The organism is Rubrobacter marinus (assembly GCF_011492965.1).
Classification (GTDB): Bacteria; Actinomycetota; Rubrobacteria; order Rubrobacterales; family Rubrobacteraceae; genus Rubrobacter_F; species Rubrobacter_F marinus.
The window spans coordinates 152,739-173,405 of sequence record NZ_CP045121.1 but is presented as its reverse complement, the minus strand read 5'-3'; the positions used below and the strand labels follow the sequence as shown (position 1 = coordinate 173,405).

The window sequence follows — 20,667 nt, the reverse complement described above, 5'->3', positions numbered from 1 at the left end:
GTTTCCAAAAAATTTCCCTCACCCCTTGACCCTCACGCTGCGTGAGGGTCGATGCTTTGTGGTGCGAGGAGAATGGATCGTCGGAGGCGGGAGAAGGGAGCTTGGCGGTGGCGGTTACGGCGAGGGCGGGCAAGGTGAGCGAGGGGGTCGGTTCACGAGGTTCGGCAGGTGGGTGGTCCGGGCGCTGGCGGTGGCGGGGTTCGTGCTGCTGGCGGCGCTGGCGGCTGGGCTCGTCGCCGACGGGCTCTCCTTCGACCGGACGAGCGGCGGAGACGAGCCGCCCTACACCGACTACACCGGCGAACCCATCGACTGGGGGGCGGCCCACGTAACCGAAGAGGGCTTCTTCAAGGACGGCTACGTGGTCGACCTGTACGTGAACTGCACGACCGGGATGGTCGGCTTCGAGGTGTTTCAGCAGCGGTGGGACTGGCGGGAGCTCTCGGGACGGGCACTCGTGGTCCACGAGCCCGCCCAGGCGTGCGAACGGGCGGGCTTCCGACCCGAGTTCTGAGGGACCGGCGCGTGGACGGCGAAGATCGGCGGGAGAGGAGCATCGGGATGACGGTGATGACGGAGGCGAGCCGGGCGGGTGAGGAGACCGGGGGGAGGGGGAACGGCCTGCTGCGGTGGACGGTGGCACTGCTCGTCCTCGAGCCCCTGTTGATGTACGCGGCGTTCTTCGTGCTGAGCTCCTCCATAAACTGGCCGTCGTCGCTGGACGAGCCGGCGAGCGTGAACCTGCCCCTCGTGGCCGAGCAGAGGGGCGCGATGGTACTGGGCTACGGCGCCTACCTGGAGTACTCGCTGCTCATCCTCCCGCTCTCGGTGCTGCTGTACTTCGCGCTCGGGCGGCGCGGGGCCTCCTCGCCGCTGCTGGCGGTGGCGGCGGCGGTGGGCGCGATCAGCGCCCTCGCGAGGGCGCTCGGCATCGTGCGTTGGCTCTTCCTGATGCCGGTGCTCGCGGAGGTCTATCTCGACCCCGCCACGAGCGGCGCTACCCGCGAGGCCGTGGAGGTGGCCTACACGTCGTTCAACGAGTACGCCGGCGGGGTCGGCGAGCTTCTGGGGGTGGCGCTGACGGGTGCGGCGTGGGTGGGCCTGACCTCGGTGGCGATGCTGCGCTCGGGGCGCTTCCCGCGGTGGCTGGGGTGGCTTGGTCTACTGGCCGCCGCCCTGCTGCTCCCGGGTCTCGTCTCGGTGGCCGGGCTGGAGGTAGGGTCGCTGTTCGCGGTCGTCGGCGGGAACGTGCTCCTGATCTGGATGCTCGCCCTCGCCGTCGTACTCGGGCTCCGCCTCCGTCGCATCCGCCGGGGGGCGTGACCGTGGCCCACGCCGGCAAGGAGATCGAGAGCCCCGACACGAAGCTCGTCTTCTTGCAGACGGCGGCCGACACGAACGGCGAGCTCTTGCGCTTCGAGCAGTTCGTCCGGCCGGACCACGCACCGGTCCCGGCCCACGTCCACGGCCGCCAGGAGGAGCGGTTCGTGGTCCTCTCCGGGAGGATGGGCGTCCGGTCGGGCGAAGAGGAGGGAGTCCTGGAGGCGGGCGAGGAGGTCGTGGTGCCGCCCGGCACGCCCCACACGTTCTGGAACGCAACCCGGACGGGCGAGGTGCTGCACCACGTGGTCGAGCTCCGGCCGGCCCTGAACTCGGAGGGGTTCTTCGAGACGGTCTTCGGCCTGCAGCGGGACGGCCTCCTCGTCCGGGACCGCGTCCCCAGCCCCCTCATGATGGCCCCCATAGCGGTCGAGTACGAGAACTGGCTCGCCGGTCCCCCGATCCCCTTGCAGAAGCTGCTCCTGCCGCCGCTGGCGCTCCTCGGCCGCCTGCTCGGCTACCGGGCCAGTTACCCCGATTACGGCGACGGACCAACGAACGACGGAAGGGGGCCGGCATGACCGACCACGAAGGGCTGCACGTCGTCCTCGGCGCGAGCGGCGGCACGGGCTCGGCCATCGTCTCGGAGCTTGTGGGGCGCGGTCGTCGGGTGCGAGCCGTCAGCCGCGGAGGCGGTGCCCCCGATGGCGCCGAAGGCTTCCGGGCCGACGTCTCGACCCCGGAGGGCGCCCGGGCCGCTTCGGCGGGGGCCGCAGTCGTCTACCACGCCGCCCAGCCCGCCTACACGCGGTGGCGCGAGGAGTTTCCCCCCATGACCGACGCCGTGATCGAGGGCGCCGCGCGGGCGGGGGCCAAGCTCGTCTTCGCCGACAACCTCTACATGTACGGCGCCGGCAGCCCCCAACCCATGACGGAGAAGACCCCGCAGCGGGCGAGCGGCAAGAAGGGCAGGGTCCGCGCCATAATGGCCGAAGGGCTGCTCGACGCCCACCGCTCCGGCAGGGTGCGCGCCGCCATCGGCCGCTCTTCGGACTACTACGGCCCCGGGGGGACGGGTACCATCGCCGGCGAGACCGTCTTCGCGGCGGCTCTGAACGGGAAGACGGTGCGGTGGCCCGCCTCCCTCGACGTGCCCCACCAGTTCAACTACCTGCCCGACATGGCCCGGGCGCTCGTCACCCTGGGGGAGAGCGAGGAGGCCGACGGCGAGGTCTGGCATTTGCCGGCCGAAGCCCCGATCACGGGCCGTCGCTTTCTGGAGCTCGTCTTCGCCGAGGCAGGCAGACCGGCGAAGACGAGCGTGACCTCGACGACGGTCCTGCGCTTTCTCGGCGTCTTCTCGCCCTTCCTCCGCGAGCTCGTCGAGACCGCGTACCAGTTCGAGGAGCCCTTCGCCGCCGACGCCTCCAAGTACCGGCGCGTCTTCGGCCCCTTCGAGGCGACCCCGCACGAGGAGGCCGTCGCCCGCACCGTCGCCTGGTTCAGGGGGCGCTAGGCGGCGCGTCGGGGGCGGAATCCGGGGTAGTATTGCGGGGGCTCCGGGCTGTGCCGGGGGACGACGACCGAAGAGGAGAGGCGCGTTGGACAGGGAGACGTTCAAGGAGAGCTCCAGGGGCGATGCTCAAGGGCTGCGGAGCGGGAGCCCGGAGCTGGGGGAGGCCTTCGGGCGCGGCGGCTTCGTCTCGGTGACCGTCAGGAGCGGCTACGACGTCTCGGGCTACGTCTGCGACCGGGACGCGGCCGGGATCCTGCTGGACGTTCGCGACCCGAGCGGGGATCCGGGGGGGTACGAGTTCCTCCCCTGGTCGAGCGTCGAGCGCGTGAAGATCCAGATCTCACCGAACCGTTAGAGGTAGGGGCGGCTTGGGCGTGGAGGTCCGGGAGGAGGTCGCGGGCGCGCTCGCGCGGGGCGGGGCGGTGGTGGCGCTGGAGTCCACCCTGATCTCGCACGGCCTCCCCCGCCCGGACAACCTCGCGCTCGCCCTCGAGGCCGAGGGGATCGTCCGCGAGGAGGGCGCGGTCCCCGCGACGGTCGGCGTGATCGGGGGCGTCCCGAGGGTCGGTCTCGGCGAGGGGGACCTGGAGACCTTGGCCTACGAGGACGACATCCCGAAGCTCTCGACGCGGGACCTGCCGTTCGCCTCCGCGAAGGGGAGCCACGGCGCGACGACGGTCGCCGCGACGGCGTTCCTGGCCGCGAGGGCCGGCGTGAGGATCTTCGCCACCGGGGGCCTCGGCGGGGTGCACCGCGGGGCGCGCGACTCGTGGGACGTCTCGGCCGACCTCGCCGAACTGGCCCGGACGCCGGTCGCCGTCGTCTGCGCGGGGGTCAAGTCCATCCTCGACGTGCCGGCGACGCTGGAGGCGCTGGAGACGCTCGGCGTGCCGGTAGCGGGCTTTCGCACCACGCGCTTCCCCGGCTTCTACCTGACGAACTCCGGCTGCCCTCTCGACTGGTCCCTGGAGAGCGAGGAGGAGGCCGCCCGGGCCGTTCGGGCCCTCGGAGACCTGGGGACGGGCGGGATGCTCGTCGCGAACCCCCTCCCGGAGGCGGAGCAGCTCGACCCGGTCCTGCACGAGAAGGCCCTGCGCTCCGGGCTCGAAGGCCTCCGCGAAGGAGGCGTGCGCGGCAAGGAGGTCACGCCGTTCCTTCTCAGCAGGTTCCGCGAGGAGACCGGCGGGGAGAGCCTGGAGGTCAACAAGAGGATCATCCTGAACAACGCCCGTCTCGCCGCCCGCATAGCCGCTGCCCTGGCGGCGCTCGAAGGCGGGTAGGGTCCTGAGAGCGCCCCAGGTGGTGGTCGTGGGCGACCTGATCTACGACGTGCTCGCGCGCTTCGACGGCCCCCTCGCCTTCGGCACGGACTTCTTCGCCCCGGTCCACGCCCAGCCCGGCGGCTCGGGGGCGAACACCGCGGCCTGGCTCGCCCGCCTCGGCGCGGAGACCGCCTTCGTCGCCCGCGTCGGGGACGACCCGCTGGGGCGGCTGCTCGCCGAGGAGCTCGCGCGGGACGGCGTCGTCGCCCGCCTGGCGCGGGATAAGGGGGTAGAAACGGGGAAGGTGGTCGCGCTCGTCGACGGGGACGGGGAGCGGACCCTGATCACGTACAGGGGCGCGGGCGAGAACCTGTCCCCCGAGGACCTGCCGGAAGACCTGTTCGGCCCCGGCGGACACCTCCACCTCTCGGGCTACCTCTTCTCCGGCGGCGCCCGCAGGGAGGCGGCCCTCGCCGCCCTCGAACGGGCGCGCGCGAACGGCATGACAACCTCCGTGGACCCCTCCTCCACGACGCTCCTCGAAGCCCTGGGCCCGGAGGAGTTTCTCGGGTGGACCACGGGCGTGGATCTCGCGTTCCCGAACCGGGCCGAGGGCGCCGTGCTCGCGGGGACGACGGAGGAGGACCAAATCTTGAATACGCTGCTCCGCCACTACGCGAACGTGGTCCTCAAGCTCGGAGCGGGGGGCGCGGCATACGCCGGGGCCGGCGGCGAGCGGGTTCGCGTCCCCGCATCTCCGGCGCGCGTGGTGGACACCACCGGGGCGGGCGACGCGGCCTGCGCGGGCTTCCTCGCGGCCTGGCTGCGGGGGAAGGGCCCGGAGGAGGCCCTGCGAGGGGGCGTCGAGCTCGCGGCGGAGGTGGTCGGGAAGGTAGGCGGGCGACCGGCCGGTCGATAAGCTCCGTGCCGCGCGTCCCGCACGGCGGAGGCGACGCCACCGAGCGGCGGGGCGGCTAGGGGACCGCAAGCTCCTCGAGGGCGTCGAGGAAGGCGTCCACCTCCTCGGCGGTGTTGTACGGGGCGAGGCCGGCGCGGACGAAGCCGCCGCTACCGTCGAGGCCGAGCTTGCCGGCGAGGGTGGTCGCGTAGAAGTCGCCGCCGGCTACAAAGATGCCCCGCTCGGACATGTGCTCGCAGACCTCCAGGGGGCTCCGGCCCTCCAGCCGGAGGGCGATCGTCGGCGTTTTTCGGACGCCGTCCGGGGAGGCGTAGAGGGTAACGCCGGGCATCTCCCGAAGCCTGGCGCGCGCCGATGCCGCAAGCTCGGCCTCGTAAGCTTCTACGGCCTCCATCCCGCTCACGATCCCCTCGCGCAGCGTCGTACCGCCGCCCAGGCTCGAGACGAAGGAGATGGCGGCCTCCACCCCGGCGAGGCCCTCGTGGTTCTGGGTGCCCGTCTCGAGCTTGTCCGGGGCGTGGCTCGGGCCGGGGGCGAGCTTGTAGGGGGCGAGCGTCTCGAAGAGGTCGCGCCGGATGGCCGTTACGCCGACGTGCGGGCCGAAGAATTTGTAGGCCGAGCAGGTCAGGACGTCGGCGCCCAAGGCGTCGCGGTCGATGGGGATGTGCGCGGCGGCGTGGACGGCGTCCACCGCCACGACGGCCCCGACCTCGCGGGCGCGTTCGGAGATTCTGGCCACGTCGTTGACGGTGCCGACGGCGTTCGAGGCGAGGTTGACGGCGACGAGCTTCGTGCGCTCGTTTACGAGCTCGTCGAGGTTCGTGAGATCGAGGGTCAGCGTCTCGGCGTCCACGGGGATCCAGCGGACGCTCGTGCCCCTGTCGGCGGCGGCGAGGGTCCAGGGGTCGACGTTGGCGCGGTGGTCGATCTCCGTGACCACGACCTCGGTGTTCCCGTCCCATCCCTTCGAGAGGGCGCGGGAGATCGCGAGGGTCAGCGTGGTCATATTGTGGCCGAAGGCGACCTCGTCGGGCTCGGCCCCGAGGAACGCGGCCGAGGCGGCGCGGGCGCCGGCGATGATCTCCTCCGTCTCCCTGCTCGTGACGAAGGCGCCGTGCAGGTTCGCCCCGCCGCGCGTCATGTACCCGGCGACGGCCTCGATCGCCCCGCGCACGACCTGCGAGCCCCCGGGCCCGTCGAGGTACGCCACGCGGCGGCCGTTGTACCTGCGCCCGAGCGCCGGAAACTCCTCCCGTACCGCCTCGACGTCGAACGTCCTCCTGCCCAGAACCAAAGAACACCCCCTGTCCCATGACCCCCTCGTCTTCCCGAGACGGGTCTGCGGGAGCAGTCTACATCCCGGACCGGTGATGGGCTTTTCGCCACCGGCACCCCTACGCGGAGGATCGCCGCTTGTTCCGGTCCCTCAGGCGAGCGCCCTGGCCAAAGCGGTGGCGGCCGCCGCGAGGAATACGGCGAGCAGAACGGGGGCGCGAAGCGCGAGCGCGACGGCGGCGACGGCCACGCCGATAGCCCTCGCGTCCAGGACCAGGTGCCGGTCGTCGCCGAAGGTCTCGGTGACGACCAGGGCCGCGAGCAGGGCGGGCGCCAGCAGCTTGATGACCGCCAGAAAGCCCGGGGAGGGCTCCCGTCCGCCGACAAGCACCGGCCCGGCGGCCTTTATGGCGGCGCTGGCCAGGGCGACGGAGATTATCGAGATCCAGAGCGTCGTCAACGCGCCGTCCTCAGACCGAGCAGGGCCGTCGCGCACGCTGCGATCACCGGCACGCCCGGCGGCACGAACGGCAGCAGGACGAGGGCAAGGACCGCCGCGACGAGGGCCACGCCGACCGCCATCCGTCCGCCGCGTAGCTCGCTCGCGAGCAGGGCCAGAAAGAAGGCGGGGAAGACGACGTCGAGCCCCAGCTTCTCGGGGTCCCCGATGAGGTCCCCGCCCAGCACCCCGGCGGCCGTGCCGACGACCCAGGCCGCGAGCTGGGGCAGTGCGGCGCCGATCATGAACTCGCGGTCGAAGCGGCCCCCTCCCCTGCTGGCGAGCGCCCACGACGCGTCGACCACCGCCTGCCCCTCGAGCGCGCGCCGGAGCGGCCCGCCCTTCAGGTACGGGGCCACGGCCACCCCCATCGGTCCGAAACGCGCGTTGAGCAACACGGCGGCCAGGGTCGCCGCGACCGCCCCGCCCCCCGCGCCCAGGACCGCGGCGACCGCGAACTGGGCGGACCCCGAGAACGCGATCACCGAGAAGACTATCGGGGCCACCACGCCCCAACCCAAAGAGCGGGCGAGCACCCCGAAGGAGATCCCGAGCACGAAGGTCGCCAGCGCGAACGGGAGCGCGGCCCGCGCCCCGGCCCTGTACGGTCGGTGATCCCCCGCCGGTCCGGCCCCCGCACCCTCGCCTCGACCGGCACCCTCGGCCATGCCTCCCCCTCCCGTCGGATAACCCTCCCCGATATGATGCCATCCGTCGAAGAGCGACGCGCCTCGTGAGCGGCCGCGCCCTCCGCGCCCCTTCGGGCGGGCTTGGAGGGCGCCGGCGTGCAGTTCAGGCAGGACGACGATGCGTCAGGTCCCTCGAACGGCATCGGCTTCGCGGGCACCAGAGCCGCCGAGGTGCGCCGCGCGACCGATCTTCGCGTCGACCCATCGGGAGGTGTTCGCCCCCGATCGTCGCTGCTTTCGGGCCTACCGTCCCCTCAAGAAGCTCGCGAAATCCCAGGCGGTCTCCACGTCACCCTGGGTGGGCCGTACGGCCTTGCGCCGCTCCCCCGAAGATGCCCCGCCGGGGGGGTTGAAGGACCTCGGTCCGAACCTGCGGGGGAGCGGGTTGACGACCACGTATCCCATGTCGGCCCAGTCCGTGAGCCTCTCGACCAGGCCGGCCACGTCCTCGGGCGCCTGCTCGATCGTCCGCCACCCTTCGCCCGGGATCCCGGCGTGCAGCAGGAACGCCTCGGCGGCCGCCATAGACTCGAAGACGCACAAGGCCTTGCTGTGCTTTACGTCGACCGTCAGGAAGCTCTCGAACTCGGGACGCCCCTCGTCCGCCCGCCTGACAACAACCCACTTCATCGCCCCGTCGCTCAACCGCTCAACCCCCGAGCCGATCCCCAACCCTTCAGCACCCTCCGCCCTCCACCCGGCCGTCGTGAAAGACCGGAGCGTCTGCTCCCCCCCGAAGGCCTTCGGGCAGAAGCCCCTGGCGCTCGCGGCCACGCCGGTCTGGATCCCCGTCTCCTCCACTACCGTCTCCGCCCACGAGCGGCATTATAGTGGTTCGCCAAGCCCGTCTCCTCGCCCCCGGACCGGCTTCCCCCGTTTCGGCCGGAGAGCAGGAGGTCGTGCGCTCGTTCGAGCCCTCCTGGAGGGTAGCGGTCGCTGGGGACACGACGGAACGGCCTCACCACTCCGGCTCTTCCCCTTGCTCTGCTCACCGAAAGGTCGAGAGCGCGAGCCGCGCCGAGCGCCCCCGTCGGCGGTGTTTCGCCACGCGCTGCTAGACTCCCTGGGTATCCGGAAGGAGGCGGGCGTGGAGGGAGCGGACCGGGCGCGGGAGGTACGCGAGAGGCAGCGCGCCGACTGGGGAGCCGTGGCCGGGGGCTGGCAGCGCCACCGGGAGAAAATGAGCGCTCCTATGAGCGCCATCACGGAGAGGATGGTCGAGGCCCTGGGCGTGGGCCCGGGCGACCGCGTCCTCGACCTCGCCTGCGGCGTCGGGGACCCGGCGTTCACGCTCTCGCGCCTCGTCGGCCCCGAAGGTTTCGTCCTCGGCCTCGACCTCTCGCCGGAGATGGCCCGGGCCGCGCGGTCGTGGGCGGAGGAACACGGGATCGGCAACGTCGGGTTCCGCGAGATCCCGACCGAGCTCGACCTCGGCGTCGAGCCCGAGAGCTTCGACGCCGCCACCTGCCGCCTCGGCCTCATGTTCGTCCCCGACCCCGTGGCGGCCCTTCGGGAGCTCCTCGTCGCCCTCGTCCCCGGCGGGCGCATCTCGGTCTCGGCCTGGGGACGCCCCGAAAGGAACCCGAACTTCTCCCTGCCGATGGAGGTCATCGCCCGGCACGCGGAACTCCCGCAGGACGGCCCCGGCCTCTTCGCCCTCCCGACACCGTCGGTGCTCGGAGCGGTGCTCGAGGCCGCCGGGTTCACGGGCGTCGAAGCGTCCGCCTTCGAGACGCCCGTCGTGAAGGCGAAGGACGCGGAGTCTTACTGGTACGGCCTCACCGCGATGGCGGGGCCGCTCGTCTCGATCCTCGCCCCCCTCGACGAGGAGCGGCGCCGGGCGGTACGCAGCGAGGTGGTCGAGGAGATCTCCGCGCTCTTCCCCGGCGGCCCCGTCGAGATGAGCGGCGAGGTGGTCGTCGCCTCGGGGGAGAAGGGATCTTGAGGGCGTTGCACCCGGCCGGGGCGCCGTCCCCGGCGAGGCGGGTTTCCGCGTGCGCCCCCCGGGAAGAACCCGTACCGACCACGGTTGCAGCCCGGAGGCTGCTCGGAAGGGAGCGAACTTGAGGCTGGGAACCAACGCCACGTCCGCCGCCGCAGACCTGGCTCGCGGCGCGCTGAACGCCTCGCTCTCCGCGGACGGACGCCTCTCGGGCCTCGCCCGCGGCGCCGGGGCAGGCCCGAGGGCGCCCTCTCCAGGGCGGCGCGGCGCTCCGGCGAGGAGAGGAGGGCCGTCCGCGACGCGTCGGGCGGGGCTTCGGACGCAGACTTTCTCTTGCGGATCGGGGACCTGGCGCGCTCGGAGGCGTTTTTGTGGACGGAGGCCGGGCTCATGGCCGGGGAGCGGCTCGGGCGGGGCTTCGCCCTGTCGTCCCCGGGCTCTCCGGCTACGCGGGGCTCTCGCGCACGCTCGTTATCGGGGCGGTCGCCGCGGACCTCTACCTGGGGTACTCCGCGCTCCGGCGGCGGGACGGCTCGGGGGTGGCGGAGGATCGGGAGCTCCAGCACCGGCGCGGGGCGGCGCGCGTCCTGGACGCGGCGTCCGAGCTCGGCGGCACGCTCATAAAGGCCGCCCAGTTCGCCTCCTCCCGCCCGGACCTACTCCCCGCCCCGTACATCGAGAAGCTCTCGACGCTCCAGGACCGGGTGCCTCCGCGGCCGTGGCCCGTGATCCGTCGGGCGCTGGAACACGAGCTCGGCAGGGACCCGAAGGAGGTCTTCTCGTCGATCGAGCCGAGGCCGATCGCGGCGGCCTCCATCGCCCAGGTCCACCGCGCCTTCCTGCGCGGTGGCCGTCCCGTCGCCCTGAAGGTCCAGTACCCCGGGATCTCCGAGCTCGTGGAGGCCGACCTCGGGGCGCTGGAGACGGTCTTCTCCGGGCTGAACGCCCTGGAGCCCGACGTCCAGCTGCAGCCCATAGTCGACTACCTCCGCTGGACGCTGCCGATGGAGCTCGACTTCGACCGCGAGGCCAGCGCCATACGGGACCTGAAGAAGGCGCTGGAGGACCGCGACGACGTCGTCATCCCCGGCGTCGTGGACGAGGTGAGCACGGGCCGCCTGCTCGTCATGGACCTCGTGGAGGGGGCCAAGATCACGGACCGCGAGGCGATGACCTCGGCCGGCATCGACCCCGGGGCGGTGGCGGAGCTCCTCAACGACGTCTACGCGGACCAGCTGTACAAGCGATTCTTCCTGCACGCCGACCCCCACCCCGGCAACCTGCTCGTGCAGCCCGGCCCGGAGGGCCCGCGCCTGGTCCTGCTCGACCACGGCCTCACCCTCCCCCTGGAGCCCGAGCTCGTGGCCCCGCTGGCGAGGATGGTCCGCGCGATCTCCGAGGGCGACCTGGGCGCCATGACCGCCGCCCTCAAGGAGGCCGGACTCCCCGTGGACGAGGGGACGGACCTCGACGCCCTCATGGGTCTCGTCGGCGTCCTGCTCGGCGGCGAGGAGCACCTCGGAGACGGGGAAGCGACGGAAGGCGTGGACCTCGGTCGGCTCGGGCGGAGCTTCGGCTCCGGGATAAGCGACATTCCGCCCAAGCTGCTGCTCGTCGGGCGCGCCATCGGGCTCCTCGACGGCATCACCCGCCAGCTCGACGCGGGCCTCGACGCCATGGAGATCGTCGCCCGCTACACCCGCGAGTAGGAGCAGGAGCCAGCCGCTAAGACCCGAAGCTCCTAGAGCGCGCGGCTCGGGGCGATGCGGCGGTAGCGGGCGACGGCGATCATGAGCAGCCCGTAGGCGACGAGCCCGACGGCGACGACCCCCAGCAACAGGTACCCGTACGGGGGCTGCTCGAGGAGCGCCGCCAGGGCGCCGCCCAGGCCCCTGACCTCCTGCGCGTCGGACCGGAGCGCCGCGAGGACGAGGAAGACCCCGACGATGCAGAAGACCACGCCGCGGGCGGCGACGCCGAACCGCCCGCCGTGCTCGATCCAGCCGTCCATCCCCCCGCCCATCTCGCCGAGCTTGAGGTACTTTCTGAACTCGGCGTGGTAGGCCTCGTAGATCTGGTACAGCCCCCCGAGGACCACCCCCGCCCCTACCGCCGCGACGAGCGCCCACCCGAACGGCTGGGCCAGGACCCGCGCCGTCCAGCTCTCGGACGCCGACCCGCCCCCGCCGCTCGCCCCCAGGACCAGCCGCGCCGCGCTGAACGCGAGGCCGGCGTGAAGCAGGGCGCTCCCCGCGTAGCCCAGCCGCTTCGCCACGGCGCGGAGGTCCGTCCCCTCCCCGTCGGGGTCCGCCAACGCCTGCAAGGCGCGCCACAGGACGTAGCCGGCTAGCCCGACGGCGACCACGCCGAGCAGCACGCGCCCCGTGGGGACGGCGGCGATCGCCCGGAAGACGCCGGCCTGGTCCGTCGTGCTCCCCCCGAGCCCCGCCGCCGCAAGCACCGCCAGGACCCCCATGACGACGTACACGACCCCCTTCGCCGCGTACCCGAAGCGCGCGAGGCGCCTCACCCACGGGCTCGCCCGCCGCGCGGCCTCCTCGGCGTGGTCCCCGGCGTCCCTCGCCGCGTTCCCTATGGAAGGATCCCGTCCGGTCATCTGCGATCCTTCCTCCAACGAGTAGGGCCCCTGCAACAGAAGCCCCATTCTCCCACGGAGTTTGATCCGCGTCCGGCCCGGAGGCATCATGGCCACCATGGCCGAGCGAACCTTCGGGCAGATCCCCGGGTATCCGGAGGGCACCACCTTCGACTCGCGGGCCGAGCTCTCCGAAGCCGGGGTGCACCGTCCCCTCATGGCGGGCATCTCGGGGAACGCGCGGGACGGCGCCGACTCGATCGTCCTCTCGGGCGGTTACGAGGACGACAAGGACCTCGGAGACGAGATCGTCTACACGGGCCACGGCGGGCGGGACCCGCGGACGGGCGTCCAGGTCTCCGACCAGGCCCTGCGCGGCGGCAACCTGGCGCTCGCGAAGAGCAGCCTCGAAGGCCTCCCGGTCCGCGTTATCCGGGGGTCTCGCCACGCATCACCATACTCCCCGGAGAGCGGATACCGCTACGACGGCCTGTACACCGTCGACGACTACTGGCACGACGTCGGGAGATCCGGCTTCCTCATCTGGCGCTTCCGGCTGCTCAAGGTCCCGACGGTGCCGAGCGCCGCGGAACGGGTCGGGGAGGGCCGGGCGGACTACTCGGCCGCCCCGCGCAGGGAGACGACCGTGCTTCGCGTCGTGAGGGACACGCGGCAGGCGCGGGAGATCAAAGCGCTGTACGACTACCGCTGCCAGGTCTGCGGGACCCGCCTGGAAGGCCCCGCCGGACCCTACGCCGAGGCCGCGCACATAAGACCTTTAGGCGCCCCGCACGACGGTCCCGACACGCCGGACAACACCCTCTGCCTCTGCCCCAACCACCACGCCCTCTTCGACCACGGCGGCCTCGTGATAGAAGAAGACCTGACCATGACCGGCGCGGAGGGCCGCCTCACAGTCCACCCTCGCCATCGCATCAGCAACGAACACCTCCGCTACCGCCGCGAGCACTACCGGGCGCCGGAAGAAGAGCCCCGTCCGGCCGCTCGGACGACGACGTAGAATCACGGCACGTACCACTTCCCGAGAGGAGCCAGATGGCGACCACGCCCGAGAGAGGCCAGCACCTCCCCGACGTCGAGTTCATCACGGAAGATGGCGAGAAGCTGCCTTCGGGGGAGTTGACGGGCGCCAAGACCGTCCTCTACTTCTACCCCAAGGACGACACCCCCGGCTGCACCAGGGAGGCCTGCGCGTTCCGAGACCGCATGGGCGACTACGAGGGCGCCGGCATCAAGGTCTACGGCGTCTCCCTCGACGACCCCGAGTCCCACCGGAAGTTCCGCGAGAAGCACAACCTCAACTTCCCGCTCCTGACGGACGAGGGAGGCCGCGCGGCTGAGGCCCTGGGCATACTCGGGAGCCGGGGCTACGCCAACCGCGTCACCTTCCTGCTCGCCCCCGACGGCGAGATCGCCAAGGTCTACCCCGAGGTCTCCCCAGAAACCCACGCCGACGAGATCCTCGAAGACGCGGCCACGCTTTAATAGGCGATTGGTGGACGTCGCGAGAGCGCGTCCGCTAACCGACCAGCAGGCGCGTGAGCCTCAGGAGCACGCCCTCGTCCTCGTCCACGACGTAGAAGAAACGACCGTCCTCGGTTCCCGCGATGCCCTCGACGCGCGGGAGGCCGGGGAACTCGCGGACCGGGGTGGGCTTGAGCTCTCCGGAGCTCTTGCCCTCGGGGAGGGTGACGCGCCAGTGGGTCGAGATCGTGCCGCTGCCGCCGGGGTAGTCCTCGAGGAGGAGGCTCCCGGCCTTCGCGCTGTCCACGTCGCCGGTTATGGCGTGCAGCTCGTCGCCGACGAAGGTGAGGTCGCGGACGCCGGCGATCTCCCCCCCGCGGCCCACGGCGTCGAGGGTCCAGAAGCCCTTCACCTCGGGCTCCGCGCCGCCCTCGAAGAGGCGTTCGATCCCCTCGACCTCGACCATCATCGGGCGTCCGTCGGCGGACATCGGGAAGCGCAGGCCGATGAGGAGGGAGCCGTTCGGGCGGAAGGCGAGCCCTTCGATGTTCAGGGGGTAGTCGTCCTCCCGCACTCTGCCGGACCACCTCTTGCGCTTCTTCTCCCCCACCTCGATCGTCTCGTCCACGAACGCCCTGCGGCAGTTGGGGCCTAGCGGGATCAGGCGCACGCCGTGCTCCCCGAAGGCGTCGTTGATGACGCGGTGCAGGACGAAGCTCGGGCGGGCCACCTCGATCTCGGCCGGCGGGTCGTTCGCGGCGCGGAGCACCCCCGCCTCCCCGAACCGGGCGACAAACCCGCGCTTGGGGTGCAACGGCCCGCGCTTGCTCCCGAAGTGCGACCCGATAACGTACACGTAGCCGTCCTTGCGCGCGAGCCCCTCGGCGTCCTCGGTGGCCTTCGTCTCCCCGACGGCGGCGGCGCGGAGGCGCGCTATCTCCCATCCCAGGGCGAGATCGTCGTCGACCGAGTCGGCCCTGTGCCCGACGAGCGCGATGCAATCGGTGACGGGCCCCTCGTCGAGGCACACCCAGAACGCCCGATCCCAGCCGTGCTCCCGGAGCAAGTCATCGTTCTCGATCGCCAGCAGCCCCGAGGCCTCGTTCGGGGACAGGTCAAGCATAAACTGGTAGAGATCGTCCAGGTTGGAGATAGCGTGGGACATCCGCCGCTCCCTTCCGCCTTCGCTCGCCGTCAATGGACCCTACCCCGTCCGGCCGCGCCGGACAAGCCCGCCGGACAAGCCCTTGCAAAACCGGGTGTACCATAGTGACAAGACCGCTACCTCAAGGAGGGCACGATGGCGCTGACGCTCGGGAAGGGCCCCTTCGGCAAGGAGAGCACCGGCCGGTTCAACTTCGAGGTGACGGCCCCCGACGGGCACGTCCTGTACCTGGAGGAGACCGAGAAGCGCGTCCGGGCCGTCTTCAACGGCGAGCCCGTCGCGGACAGCCGATCCGTCAAGATCCTGCACGAGACGGGCCACCTCCCCGTCTACTACTTCCCCGAGGAGGACCTCCGCGGTGACCTCCTCGAAGGGACGGACCACACGACCCACTGCCCCTTCAAGGGCGACGCCTCCTACCGCTCCGTCCGCGTCGGCGACCGGGTCGCCGAGAACGCCGTGTGGACCTACGAGAACCCCCTCCCCTCCGCCCCGCCCATCGCCGGTCACGCCGCCTTCTACGGGGACAAGATGGACCGGTGGCTGGAGGAGGACGAGGAGACGTTCGGACACCCCCACGACCCCTACCACCGCGTGGACGTCCTCCGGAGCTCCCGGAGCGTAAAGGTCACCGCGAACGGCGCGGTGATCGCCGAGACGCAGAGGCCGATGCTCCTCTTCGAGACCGGGCTGCCCGTCCGCTTCTACATCCCGCCGGAGGACGTCGCCATGGAGCACCTCACCCCGAGCGAGACGCGGACGGTCTGCCCGTACAAGGGCATCGCCTCGTACCGCTCGCTGAACGCCGGCGGCGAGACGATCGAGGACGCCGCCTGGTACTACCCGGAGCCCCTCCCCGAAGCCCAGAAGGTCCGGGACCACCTGTGCTTCTACGACGGCAAGGTGGAGATCGAGGTGCGCGACTAGGGGGACCCTCTCGGGGGCCGGCCCGCTCCGGCCCCCCTCCGCGCGGCTTCGCCCGAAAACCCCTGCACGAACCGTGTCTATGCATGCTCGAAGACTGAAAGCTAACGTCCCGCGCCACACCATCTGCGGCGCGGTCCGCTACAGGCCTCCACATGTGCGGTATCCTCCCTCGTCGTGGATCGAAACGACTTCTACGGTCGGTTCTCGACCAGCAGCAAGGCCGGGAGTGAAGACTTCCTCCCGAAGGCGAAGAGCCTCTACGGAAGGCACAAGTCGTCCTGGGATCTCCTCTTGATGCTGGTCGTGGCCTTTAATCTCGTCTTCGGGGTGGTTCGGCCCTTCGTGGCCGAGCCGATGCGCGTCCCCTCGAAGAGCATGGCCCCGACCCTCCAGCCCAAGGACCGCATGCTGACCAACAAGCTCGCCTACGACCTCACGAACCCGGACAGGGGCGACCTCGTCGTCTTCAAGGGCGTCGAGAAGAAGGGCAAGGGGGAGCGGCTCGTCAAGCGCGTCGTCGGCCTCCCCGGGGACGTGGTCCACGTCGACCGCGGCGTCCTCAAGGTGAACGGCGAGCCCCAGAACGAGCCCTACCTCTCGAAGGACGACCGGGGAGGCGGCGAGGGACGCGACGGTGCCCGCCGTAAGGCCCCGCCCGGCGTGAACTCCTTCGGCCCCATGTTCGTCCCCGAGGACCACGTCTTCGTCCTGGGCGACAACAGGGCCAACTCCCACGACTCCCGATACTTCGGCCCCGTGCCCACGGAGAACCTGATCGGGGAACCCTCCCTGCGCTTCTGGCCCCTGAACCGCCTCGGCACCCCCTGACGAAAGGGACCGCCCCCTCGGCCACGCAGGCGGCTACACCCCCGGCACATTGCGAAACCAGCCCTTTTTATGTTAAGAAATATTAAGATTCCGGTTTTCGTATGGGCCTGTTTTTCCTTGCATTTGCAGGGCTAAGGTAGCAGCGGCGCTGCACCGAAGGGTGTATCGGACGTTGTCGAAACGTTGCGAAGCTGTTACTTTCTCGCCGTCCTACTAGGAGGGGGGCTCCGAGTAGCCTCTTTAGGATTGCAAGCGAATAAGGAGAAGAATGCGTACCTCCCGTAGGGGACGCTGTTCTCCGGCGTGTGCCGGAGCATATGAGATGTTTGCTGTTTGAATGCAAAGAGGGGGACCATTTTGGCTATACCCGGTTTGAAGAAGGTGTTGATCGTCGCGGCTCTCGGGGCGGCGCTGTTCCTGGCGTCGTTCACGGTCGCGGGCAAGATGAAGGCGGACAGCTACTGGTACTACTGGAGCTACGGCTCCTCGCAGTACGGCGGCGAGTCGCAGTACGGCGCTTCGCAGTACGGCGCGGGCGACGTCATGGTGGCGTCCTACTACGGCTACGAGCTCGCCGGTTCGCCGACGGCCTCGGGCGAGCCGTTCGACCCGGAGGGCTACACCGCCGCCCACAAGACGATGCCGCTCGGCACGCAGCTCGAGGTTAGCTACGGCGGCAGCTCCGTCAACGTCACCGTCAACGACCGCGGGCCGTACGTCGCGGGCCGCGACCTGGACCTCTCGCAGGGTGCCGCGGAGGCCATCGGCCTCACCGCCGCCGGCAGCGCCCCGGTCGAGGTCAACGTACTGAACTAGCCTAAGGCTAGTCCCTTCCGGCGGGGGCCTCTCGGGCGCCGTCGGGAGCAAGCAGAGGCCCGGCCCGGATCATCCGGGCCGGGCCTCTCGTGGTGTCGGGGAAAACCTGTCGGGGTCCGATGTACACTCAAGATTTCTTCCTATTCCTAGTTTAGGATGGGTCCCGTAGTGACGGCGAGGAAGAAAGGCAAGACGCTGAGCGAGAGAGCCAACGGCAGGCCGGAGGAAACGACGGTGGAGGATCAGAACGTCTTGACCAACCGCCAGGGCCATCCGGTCTACGACAACCAGAATCAGCGCACCGTCGGGGCGCGCGGTCCGGCGACGCTCGAGAACTACCAGTTTCTCGAGAAGATCAGCCACTTCGACCGCGAGCGCATCCCGGAGCGCGTGGTGCACGCCCGCGGGGCCGTGGCGCACGGCTACTTCGAGGCCTACGGCAAGATAGGCGACGAGCCCGCCTCGAAGTACACGCGGGCCAAGCTCTTCCAGAAGGAGGGCGAGAAGACCCCGGTCACGATCCGCTTCTCGACCGTTATCGGCGGGCGCGACTCGGCGGAGACGGCGCGCGACCCGAGGGGGTTTGCGGTCAAGTTCCGGACCGAGGACGGCAACTGGGACCTCGTCGGGAACAACATCGCGGTCTTCTTTATCCGGGATGCGATCAAGTTCCCCGACGTCATCCACTCCCTCAAGCCCGACCCCGTGACCTTCCGGCAGGAGCCGAACCGCATCTTCGACTTCATGAGCCAGACCCCGGAGTCGATGCACATGCTCACCCACCTGTTCAGCCCGCGCGGCATCCCGTCGGACTACCGCCACATGCAGGGCTTCGGGGTGAACACGTACAAGATGGTCAACGAAAATGGCGAGACCGTGCTCGTGAAGTACCACTTCCAGCCTAAGGCCGGCGTCAAGGCGCTCACGCAGGAGCAGGCGAACGCCATACAGGCGACCGACCTCGGCCACGCGACCAAGGACCTCATGGACGCCATCGACCGCGGCGACTATCCCGAGTGGGAGCTTCAGGTCCAGGTCATGTCCGACGACGAGCACCCCGAGCTGGACTTCGACCCGCTCGACGACACGAAGGTCTGGCCCGAGGACCGCTTCCCGCTCCTCCCGGTCGGCCGCATGGTGCTCGACCGCAACATCCGGGACCACTTCAACGAGAACGAGCAGATCGCCTTCGGCACCGGCGTCCTCGTCGACGGCCTCGACTTCTCCGACGACAAGATGCTCGTCGGCAGGACCTTCAGCTACTCGGATACCCAGCGCTACCGCGTCGGCCCGAACTACCTGCAGCTCCCCATCAACCAGCCCCGCGTCCGCCCGGCCACAAACCAGCGCGGCGGCCAGATGGAGTACTACGTCGACCTCGGGGAGGGGCAGAGCCCGCACACGAACTACGAGCCGAGCACCCTGGGCGGCCTCCGCGAGGCCGACTACCCGACGCACGACGAGCAGGGCCCGGTCATCGAGGGGCGCCTGACGCGCAAGCGCATCCCGCGCACCAACGACTACGCGCAGGCCGCCGACCGGTACAAGCTCATGATGGACTGGGAGCGCGACGATCTGGTCTTCAACATGATCGACCTGCTCGGCCAGTGCGACCGCCACATCCAGGAGCGGATGGTCTGGCACTTCTTCCTCGTCGACGACGACTACGGCAACCGCGTCGGCGAGGGCCTCGGCGTAAAGGCTGCGGACGTCGCGCACCTCGAGCCGCTCCCCAAGCAGAGGCTCACGGACGAGGACCAGAGGCGCCTCTCCAACCTCGGCAACAACCCGCCCCGCGAGCTTAGCGGCGAGCAGATGACCGGCTCCGTCCACGTCATGCGGGCGGACGAGGAGAGCACGAACGGCTCCGCCGGCAACGGCGCGGCCTACAGCGCGAGCAGCATGCAGCCCTCCAGGTCCAACGGGTAGCACGAACCTAGCGTCGGACGAAGGGCCCCGCCGGAATCGGCGGGGCCCTTCTACGTGCCGGTCCGCCGCCGAAGCGGGGCGTAGGGCGCGGCGAGGGAGGGCGCCGGCGCTACAGTTGCGGCAGGACAGAGTGGGACATGGCCTCCAAGCAGTCCACGTTGTCCACCTCCAGCCACTGCAGCATGACCCGCTCCACCCCAGCCTCCTAGAGGCGGCCAGCCGCCCGCCGGCCAAACTGTCCACCTAGAGGCCTGCCAGGCCGTGACGACCGGGTGCCGGAAAGTGACCGGCGAGACGAGCGGGCCGAACCCTATGCGCTCCGTGTTCGCCGCCAGCCAGGTCAGGGAGAACCACAGCTCCAGGGCGTCGAGGTAAGGGCCGGTGGGGTTGGTGGAGTGGTCCGAGCGGTACAGGGCCGCGAGACCGAGGTCCTCGGCGGCGCGCCCCAGGCGCTGCCAGCTCGGCCAGTCGATGCCGTTCTGGCCCTCGATCATCAAAGCGACTTCAAGCACCGTGCTCCCTCCCTTTGGACAATCGCCGTTTGCGAGCGGCGGGCTGCAGCGCCCCGTAAACTGGGGTGCGTGACTATCCCGGACTACCAAACCATTATGCTTCCGTTGCTGCAATTCGTCTCAGACGGGAAGGAGCATGACCTCCGAGAGATCGTCGAAGTGTTGGCGGCTCGCTTCGACTTGAGTAAGGCGGAACGCCCGGAGCTTCTACCGAGTGGCAGGTACCCAACCTTCGACAGCCGCGTAGGCTGGGCGAGTACCTACATGAAGAAGGCTGGGCTCATTGAGAAGCCGCGACGGGGTTACTCGAAGATCACGGCCCGCGGGCTCTCCGTGCTGAAGGAAAACCCCGAAAAGATTGACACAAAGCTCCTGCAACGCTACCCGGAGTTCGTTGCGTTTCTTGCGGGGAGCAGCGAGACCGTGTCCAAGCCAACTACGATCCCAGAAGAAGCAGGAAAACAAACCCCGGTGGAAGCGATCGAGGACGCCTACCAAACCATCCGGGACAGCTTGGCGACGGAGTTACTGCAGCAGATCAAGGGCTGCTCGCCAAGCTTCTTTGAAAGTCTGGTTGTAGAGGTATTAGTGAAGATGGGTTACGGCGGTACGAGGAAAGATGCGGGCGAGGTTCTCGGCAAGAGCGGTGACGAGGGAATAGACGGAGTGATCAACGAGGACCGCCTCGGTCTAGACGTAATCTACATCCAGGCCAAACGGTGGGAGGGGACCGTAGGCCGCCCGGAGATACAGAAGTTCGTCGGAGCTTTGCAGGGACAGAAAGCCAGGAAAGGCATCTTCATAACCACCTCCGACTTCTCCAAGCAGGCCAGGGACTACGCCTCCGCGATCGAGAGCAGCGTCGTTCTAATCGACGGCGAGACACTTGCAGGACTGATGATTGACCACGACGTCGGCACCGCGGTCGAATCGTCGTACGAGATCAAGCGCGTCGACTCAGACTACTTCACGGAGGCGTAGTCCCCA

At 70.0% G+C, this 20,667-nt stretch carries 23 protein-coding genes; 16 read left to right on the top strand and 7 right to left on the bottom strand.

Annotation, left to right across the window (positions count from 1 at the left end; genetic code table 11):
• The first annotated feature begins 172 nt into the window (after nucleotides 1–172).
• The 7 genes from GBA65_RS01000 (at nucleotide 173) to GBA65_RS00970 (ending at nucleotide 5,017) form a co-directional block, all read left to right on the top strand.
• A complete protein-coding gene (locus GBA65_RS01000; protein ID WP_166394993.1) occupies nucleotides 173–514 on the top strand; it encodes a hypothetical protein in 342 nt (113 codons plus the stop codon).
• 11 nt (nucleotides 515–525) lie between these two features.
• Nucleotides 526–1,323, top strand: coding sequence for a DUF4386 family protein (locus tag GBA65_RS00995; protein WP_166394992.1), 798 nt, complete (start codon nucleotides 526–528; stop codon nucleotides 1,321–1,323).
• Complete coding sequence (locus tag GBA65_RS00990) at nucleotides 1,320–1,901, top strand: cupin domain-containing protein (protein ID WP_166394991.1); 582 nt, start codon at nucleotides 1,320–1,322, stop codon at nucleotides 1,899–1,901. Before GBA65_RS00995 ends, GBA65_RS00990 begins: the two co-directional genes overlap by 4 nt.
• A complete protein-coding gene (locus tag GBA65_RS00985; RefSeq protein ID WP_166394990.1) occupies nucleotides 1,898–2,836 on the top strand; it encodes an NAD-dependent epimerase/dehydratase family protein in 939 nt (312 codons plus the stop codon). The genes GBA65_RS00990 and GBA65_RS00985 overlap by 4 nt, the downstream gene beginning before the upstream one ends.
• 85 nt (nucleotides 2,837–2,921) lie before the next feature.
• Nucleotides 2,922–3,191, top strand: a complete 270-nt coding sequence (locus GBA65_RS00980; RefSeq protein ID WP_166394989.1) for a hypothetical protein — start codon at nucleotides 2,922–2,924, stop codon at nucleotides 3,189–3,191.
• 13 nt (nucleotides 3,192–3,204) lie between these two features.
• Nucleotides 3,205–4,116 (top strand): pseudouridine-5'-phosphate glycosidase, encoded by a 912-nt coding sequence (locus tag GBA65_RS00975; protein WP_166394988.1) that lies wholly within the window; start codon nucleotides 3,205–3,207, stop codon nucleotides 4,114–4,116.
• A 19-nt stretch (nucleotides 4,117–4,135) separates the two neighbouring features.
• Nucleotides 4,136–5,017, top strand: coding sequence for a carbohydrate kinase family protein (locus tag GBA65_RS00970; protein ID WP_166394986.1), 882 nt, complete (start codon nucleotides 4,136–4,138; stop codon nucleotides 5,015–5,017).
• 55 nt (nucleotides 5,018–5,072) lie between these two features.
• Here GBA65_RS00970 and GBA65_RS00965 read toward each other — a convergent pair whose 3' ends face one another.
• The 4 genes from GBA65_RS00965 to GBA65_RS00950 all read right to left on the bottom strand — a co-directional run bounded on the left by GBA65_RS00965 (nucleotide 5,073) and on the right by GBA65_RS00950 (nucleotide 8,281).
• Entirely contained in the window at nucleotides 5,073–6,311 is a 1,239-nt protein-coding gene (locus GBA65_RS00965) for a cysteine desulfurase-like protein (protein WP_166394985.1), read from the bottom strand.
• Between the two features lie 132 nt (nucleotides 6,312–6,443).
• Nucleotides 6,444–6,752, bottom strand: a complete 309-nt coding sequence (locus tag GBA65_RS00960; protein ID WP_166394984.1) for an AzlD domain-containing protein — start codon at nucleotides 6,750–6,752, stop codon at nucleotides 6,444–6,446.
• Nucleotides 6,749–7,459, bottom strand: coding sequence for an AzlC family ABC transporter permease (locus tag GBA65_RS00955; protein WP_166394982.1), 711 nt, complete (start codon nucleotides 7,457–7,459; stop codon nucleotides 6,749–6,751). The genes GBA65_RS00960 and GBA65_RS00955 overlap by 4 nt, the downstream gene beginning before the upstream one ends.
• A 264-nt stretch (nucleotides 7,460–7,723) precedes the next feature.
• Nucleotides 7,724–8,281, bottom strand: coding sequence for a hypothetical protein (locus GBA65_RS00950; RefSeq protein WP_166394980.1), 558 nt, complete (start codon nucleotides 8,279–8,281; stop codon nucleotides 7,724–7,726).
• A gap of 286 nt (nucleotides 8,282–8,567) precedes the next feature.
• Here GBA65_RS00950 and GBA65_RS00945 point away from each other — a divergent pair, with 286 nt between their 5' ends.
• Nucleotides 8,568–9,425 carry a class I SAM-dependent methyltransferase gene (locus GBA65_RS00945; RefSeq protein WP_166394979.1) on the top strand — a complete coding sequence of 286 codons (858 nt, stop codon included), beginning with the start codon at nucleotides 8,568–8,570 and terminating at the stop codon, nucleotides 9,423–9,425.
• Between the two features lie 368 nt (nucleotides 9,426–9,793).
• Nucleotides 9,794–11,131, top strand: a complete 1,338-nt coding sequence (locus GBA65_RS00940) for an ABC1 kinase family protein (protein WP_166394978.1) — start codon at nucleotides 9,794–9,796, stop codon at nucleotides 11,129–11,131.
• A 32-nt stretch (nucleotides 11,132–11,163) separates the two neighbouring features.
• Here GBA65_RS00940 and GBA65_RS00935 read toward each other — a convergent pair whose 3' ends face one another.
• Nucleotides 11,164–12,039 carry a DUF1206 domain-containing protein gene (locus GBA65_RS00935; RefSeq protein WP_166394976.1) on the bottom strand — a complete coding sequence of 292 codons (876 nt, stop codon included), beginning with the start codon at nucleotides 12,037–12,039 and terminating at the stop codon, nucleotides 11,164–11,166.
• Between the two features lie 88 nt (nucleotides 12,040–12,127).
• Here GBA65_RS00935 and GBA65_RS00930 point away from each other — a divergent pair, with 88 nt between their 5' ends.
• Nucleotides 12,128–13,039, top strand: coding sequence for a YDG/SRA domain-containing protein (locus tag GBA65_RS00930; protein ID WP_207956030.1), 912 nt, complete (start codon nucleotides 12,128–12,130; stop codon nucleotides 13,037–13,039).
• A 35-nt stretch (nucleotides 13,040–13,074) separates the two neighbouring features.
• Entirely contained in the window at nucleotides 13,075–13,524 is a 450-nt protein-coding gene (locus GBA65_RS00925) for a peroxiredoxin (RefSeq protein WP_166394974.1), read from the top strand.
• A gap of 34 nt (nucleotides 13,525–13,558) precedes the next feature.
• On the opposite strand, the gene GBA65_RS00920 is transcribed toward GBA65_RS00925, so the two are convergent.
• Nucleotides 13,559–14,668 carry a DUF3616 domain-containing protein gene (locus GBA65_RS00920; protein ID WP_166394973.1) on the bottom strand — a complete coding sequence of 370 codons (1,110 nt, stop codon included), beginning with the start codon at nucleotides 14,666–14,668 and terminating at the stop codon, nucleotides 13,559–13,561.
• A gap of 135 nt (nucleotides 14,669–14,803) precedes the next feature.
• On the opposite strand from GBA65_RS00920, the gene GBA65_RS00915 reads away from it, so the two are divergent.
• From GBA65_RS00915 to GBA65_RS00900, 4 genes are all read left to right on the top strand, one after another.
• A complete protein-coding gene (locus tag GBA65_RS00915) occupies nucleotides 14,804–15,595 on the top strand; it encodes a DUF427 domain-containing protein (protein WP_166394971.1) in 792 nt (263 codons plus the stop codon).
• Between the two features lie 174 nt (nucleotides 15,596–15,769).
• Complete coding sequence (lepB, locus tag GBA65_RS00910; protein WP_228281585.1) at nucleotides 15,770–16,423, top strand: signal peptidase I; 654 nt, start codon at nucleotides 15,770–15,772, stop codon at nucleotides 16,421–16,423.
• 357 nt (nucleotides 16,424–16,780) lie between these two features.
• The gene (locus GBA65_RS00905) at nucleotides 16,781–17,239 is read left to right on the top strand and encodes a septal ring lytic transglycosylase RlpA family protein (protein WP_228281584.1); all 459 of its coding nucleotides are present in this window, start codon (nucleotides 16,781–16,783) and stop codon (nucleotides 17,237–17,239) included.
• A 234-nt stretch (nucleotides 17,240–17,473) separates the two neighbouring features.
• Complete coding sequence (locus tag GBA65_RS00900; protein WP_407691127.1) at nucleotides 17,474–19,168, top strand: catalase; 1,695 nt, start codon at nucleotides 17,474–17,476, stop codon at nucleotides 19,166–19,168.
• 50 nt (nucleotides 19,169–19,218) lie between these two features.
• On the opposite strand, the gene GBA65_RS22590 is transcribed toward GBA65_RS00900, so the two are convergent.
• Nucleotides 19,219–19,680, bottom strand: coding sequence for an LLM class flavin-dependent oxidoreductase (locus tag GBA65_RS22590; protein WP_207956029.1), 462 nt, complete (start codon nucleotides 19,678–19,680; stop codon nucleotides 19,219–19,221).
• A gap of 69 nt (nucleotides 19,681–19,749) precedes the next feature.
• Between GBA65_RS22590 and GBA65_RS00890 the strand changes: the two genes are divergently transcribed.
• Nucleotides 19,750–20,661, top strand: coding sequence for a restriction endonuclease (locus tag GBA65_RS00890; protein ID WP_166398258.1), 912 nt, complete (start codon nucleotides 19,750–19,752; stop codon nucleotides 20,659–20,661).
• The last annotated feature ends 6 nt before the right edge of the window (nucleotides 20,662–20,667 follow it).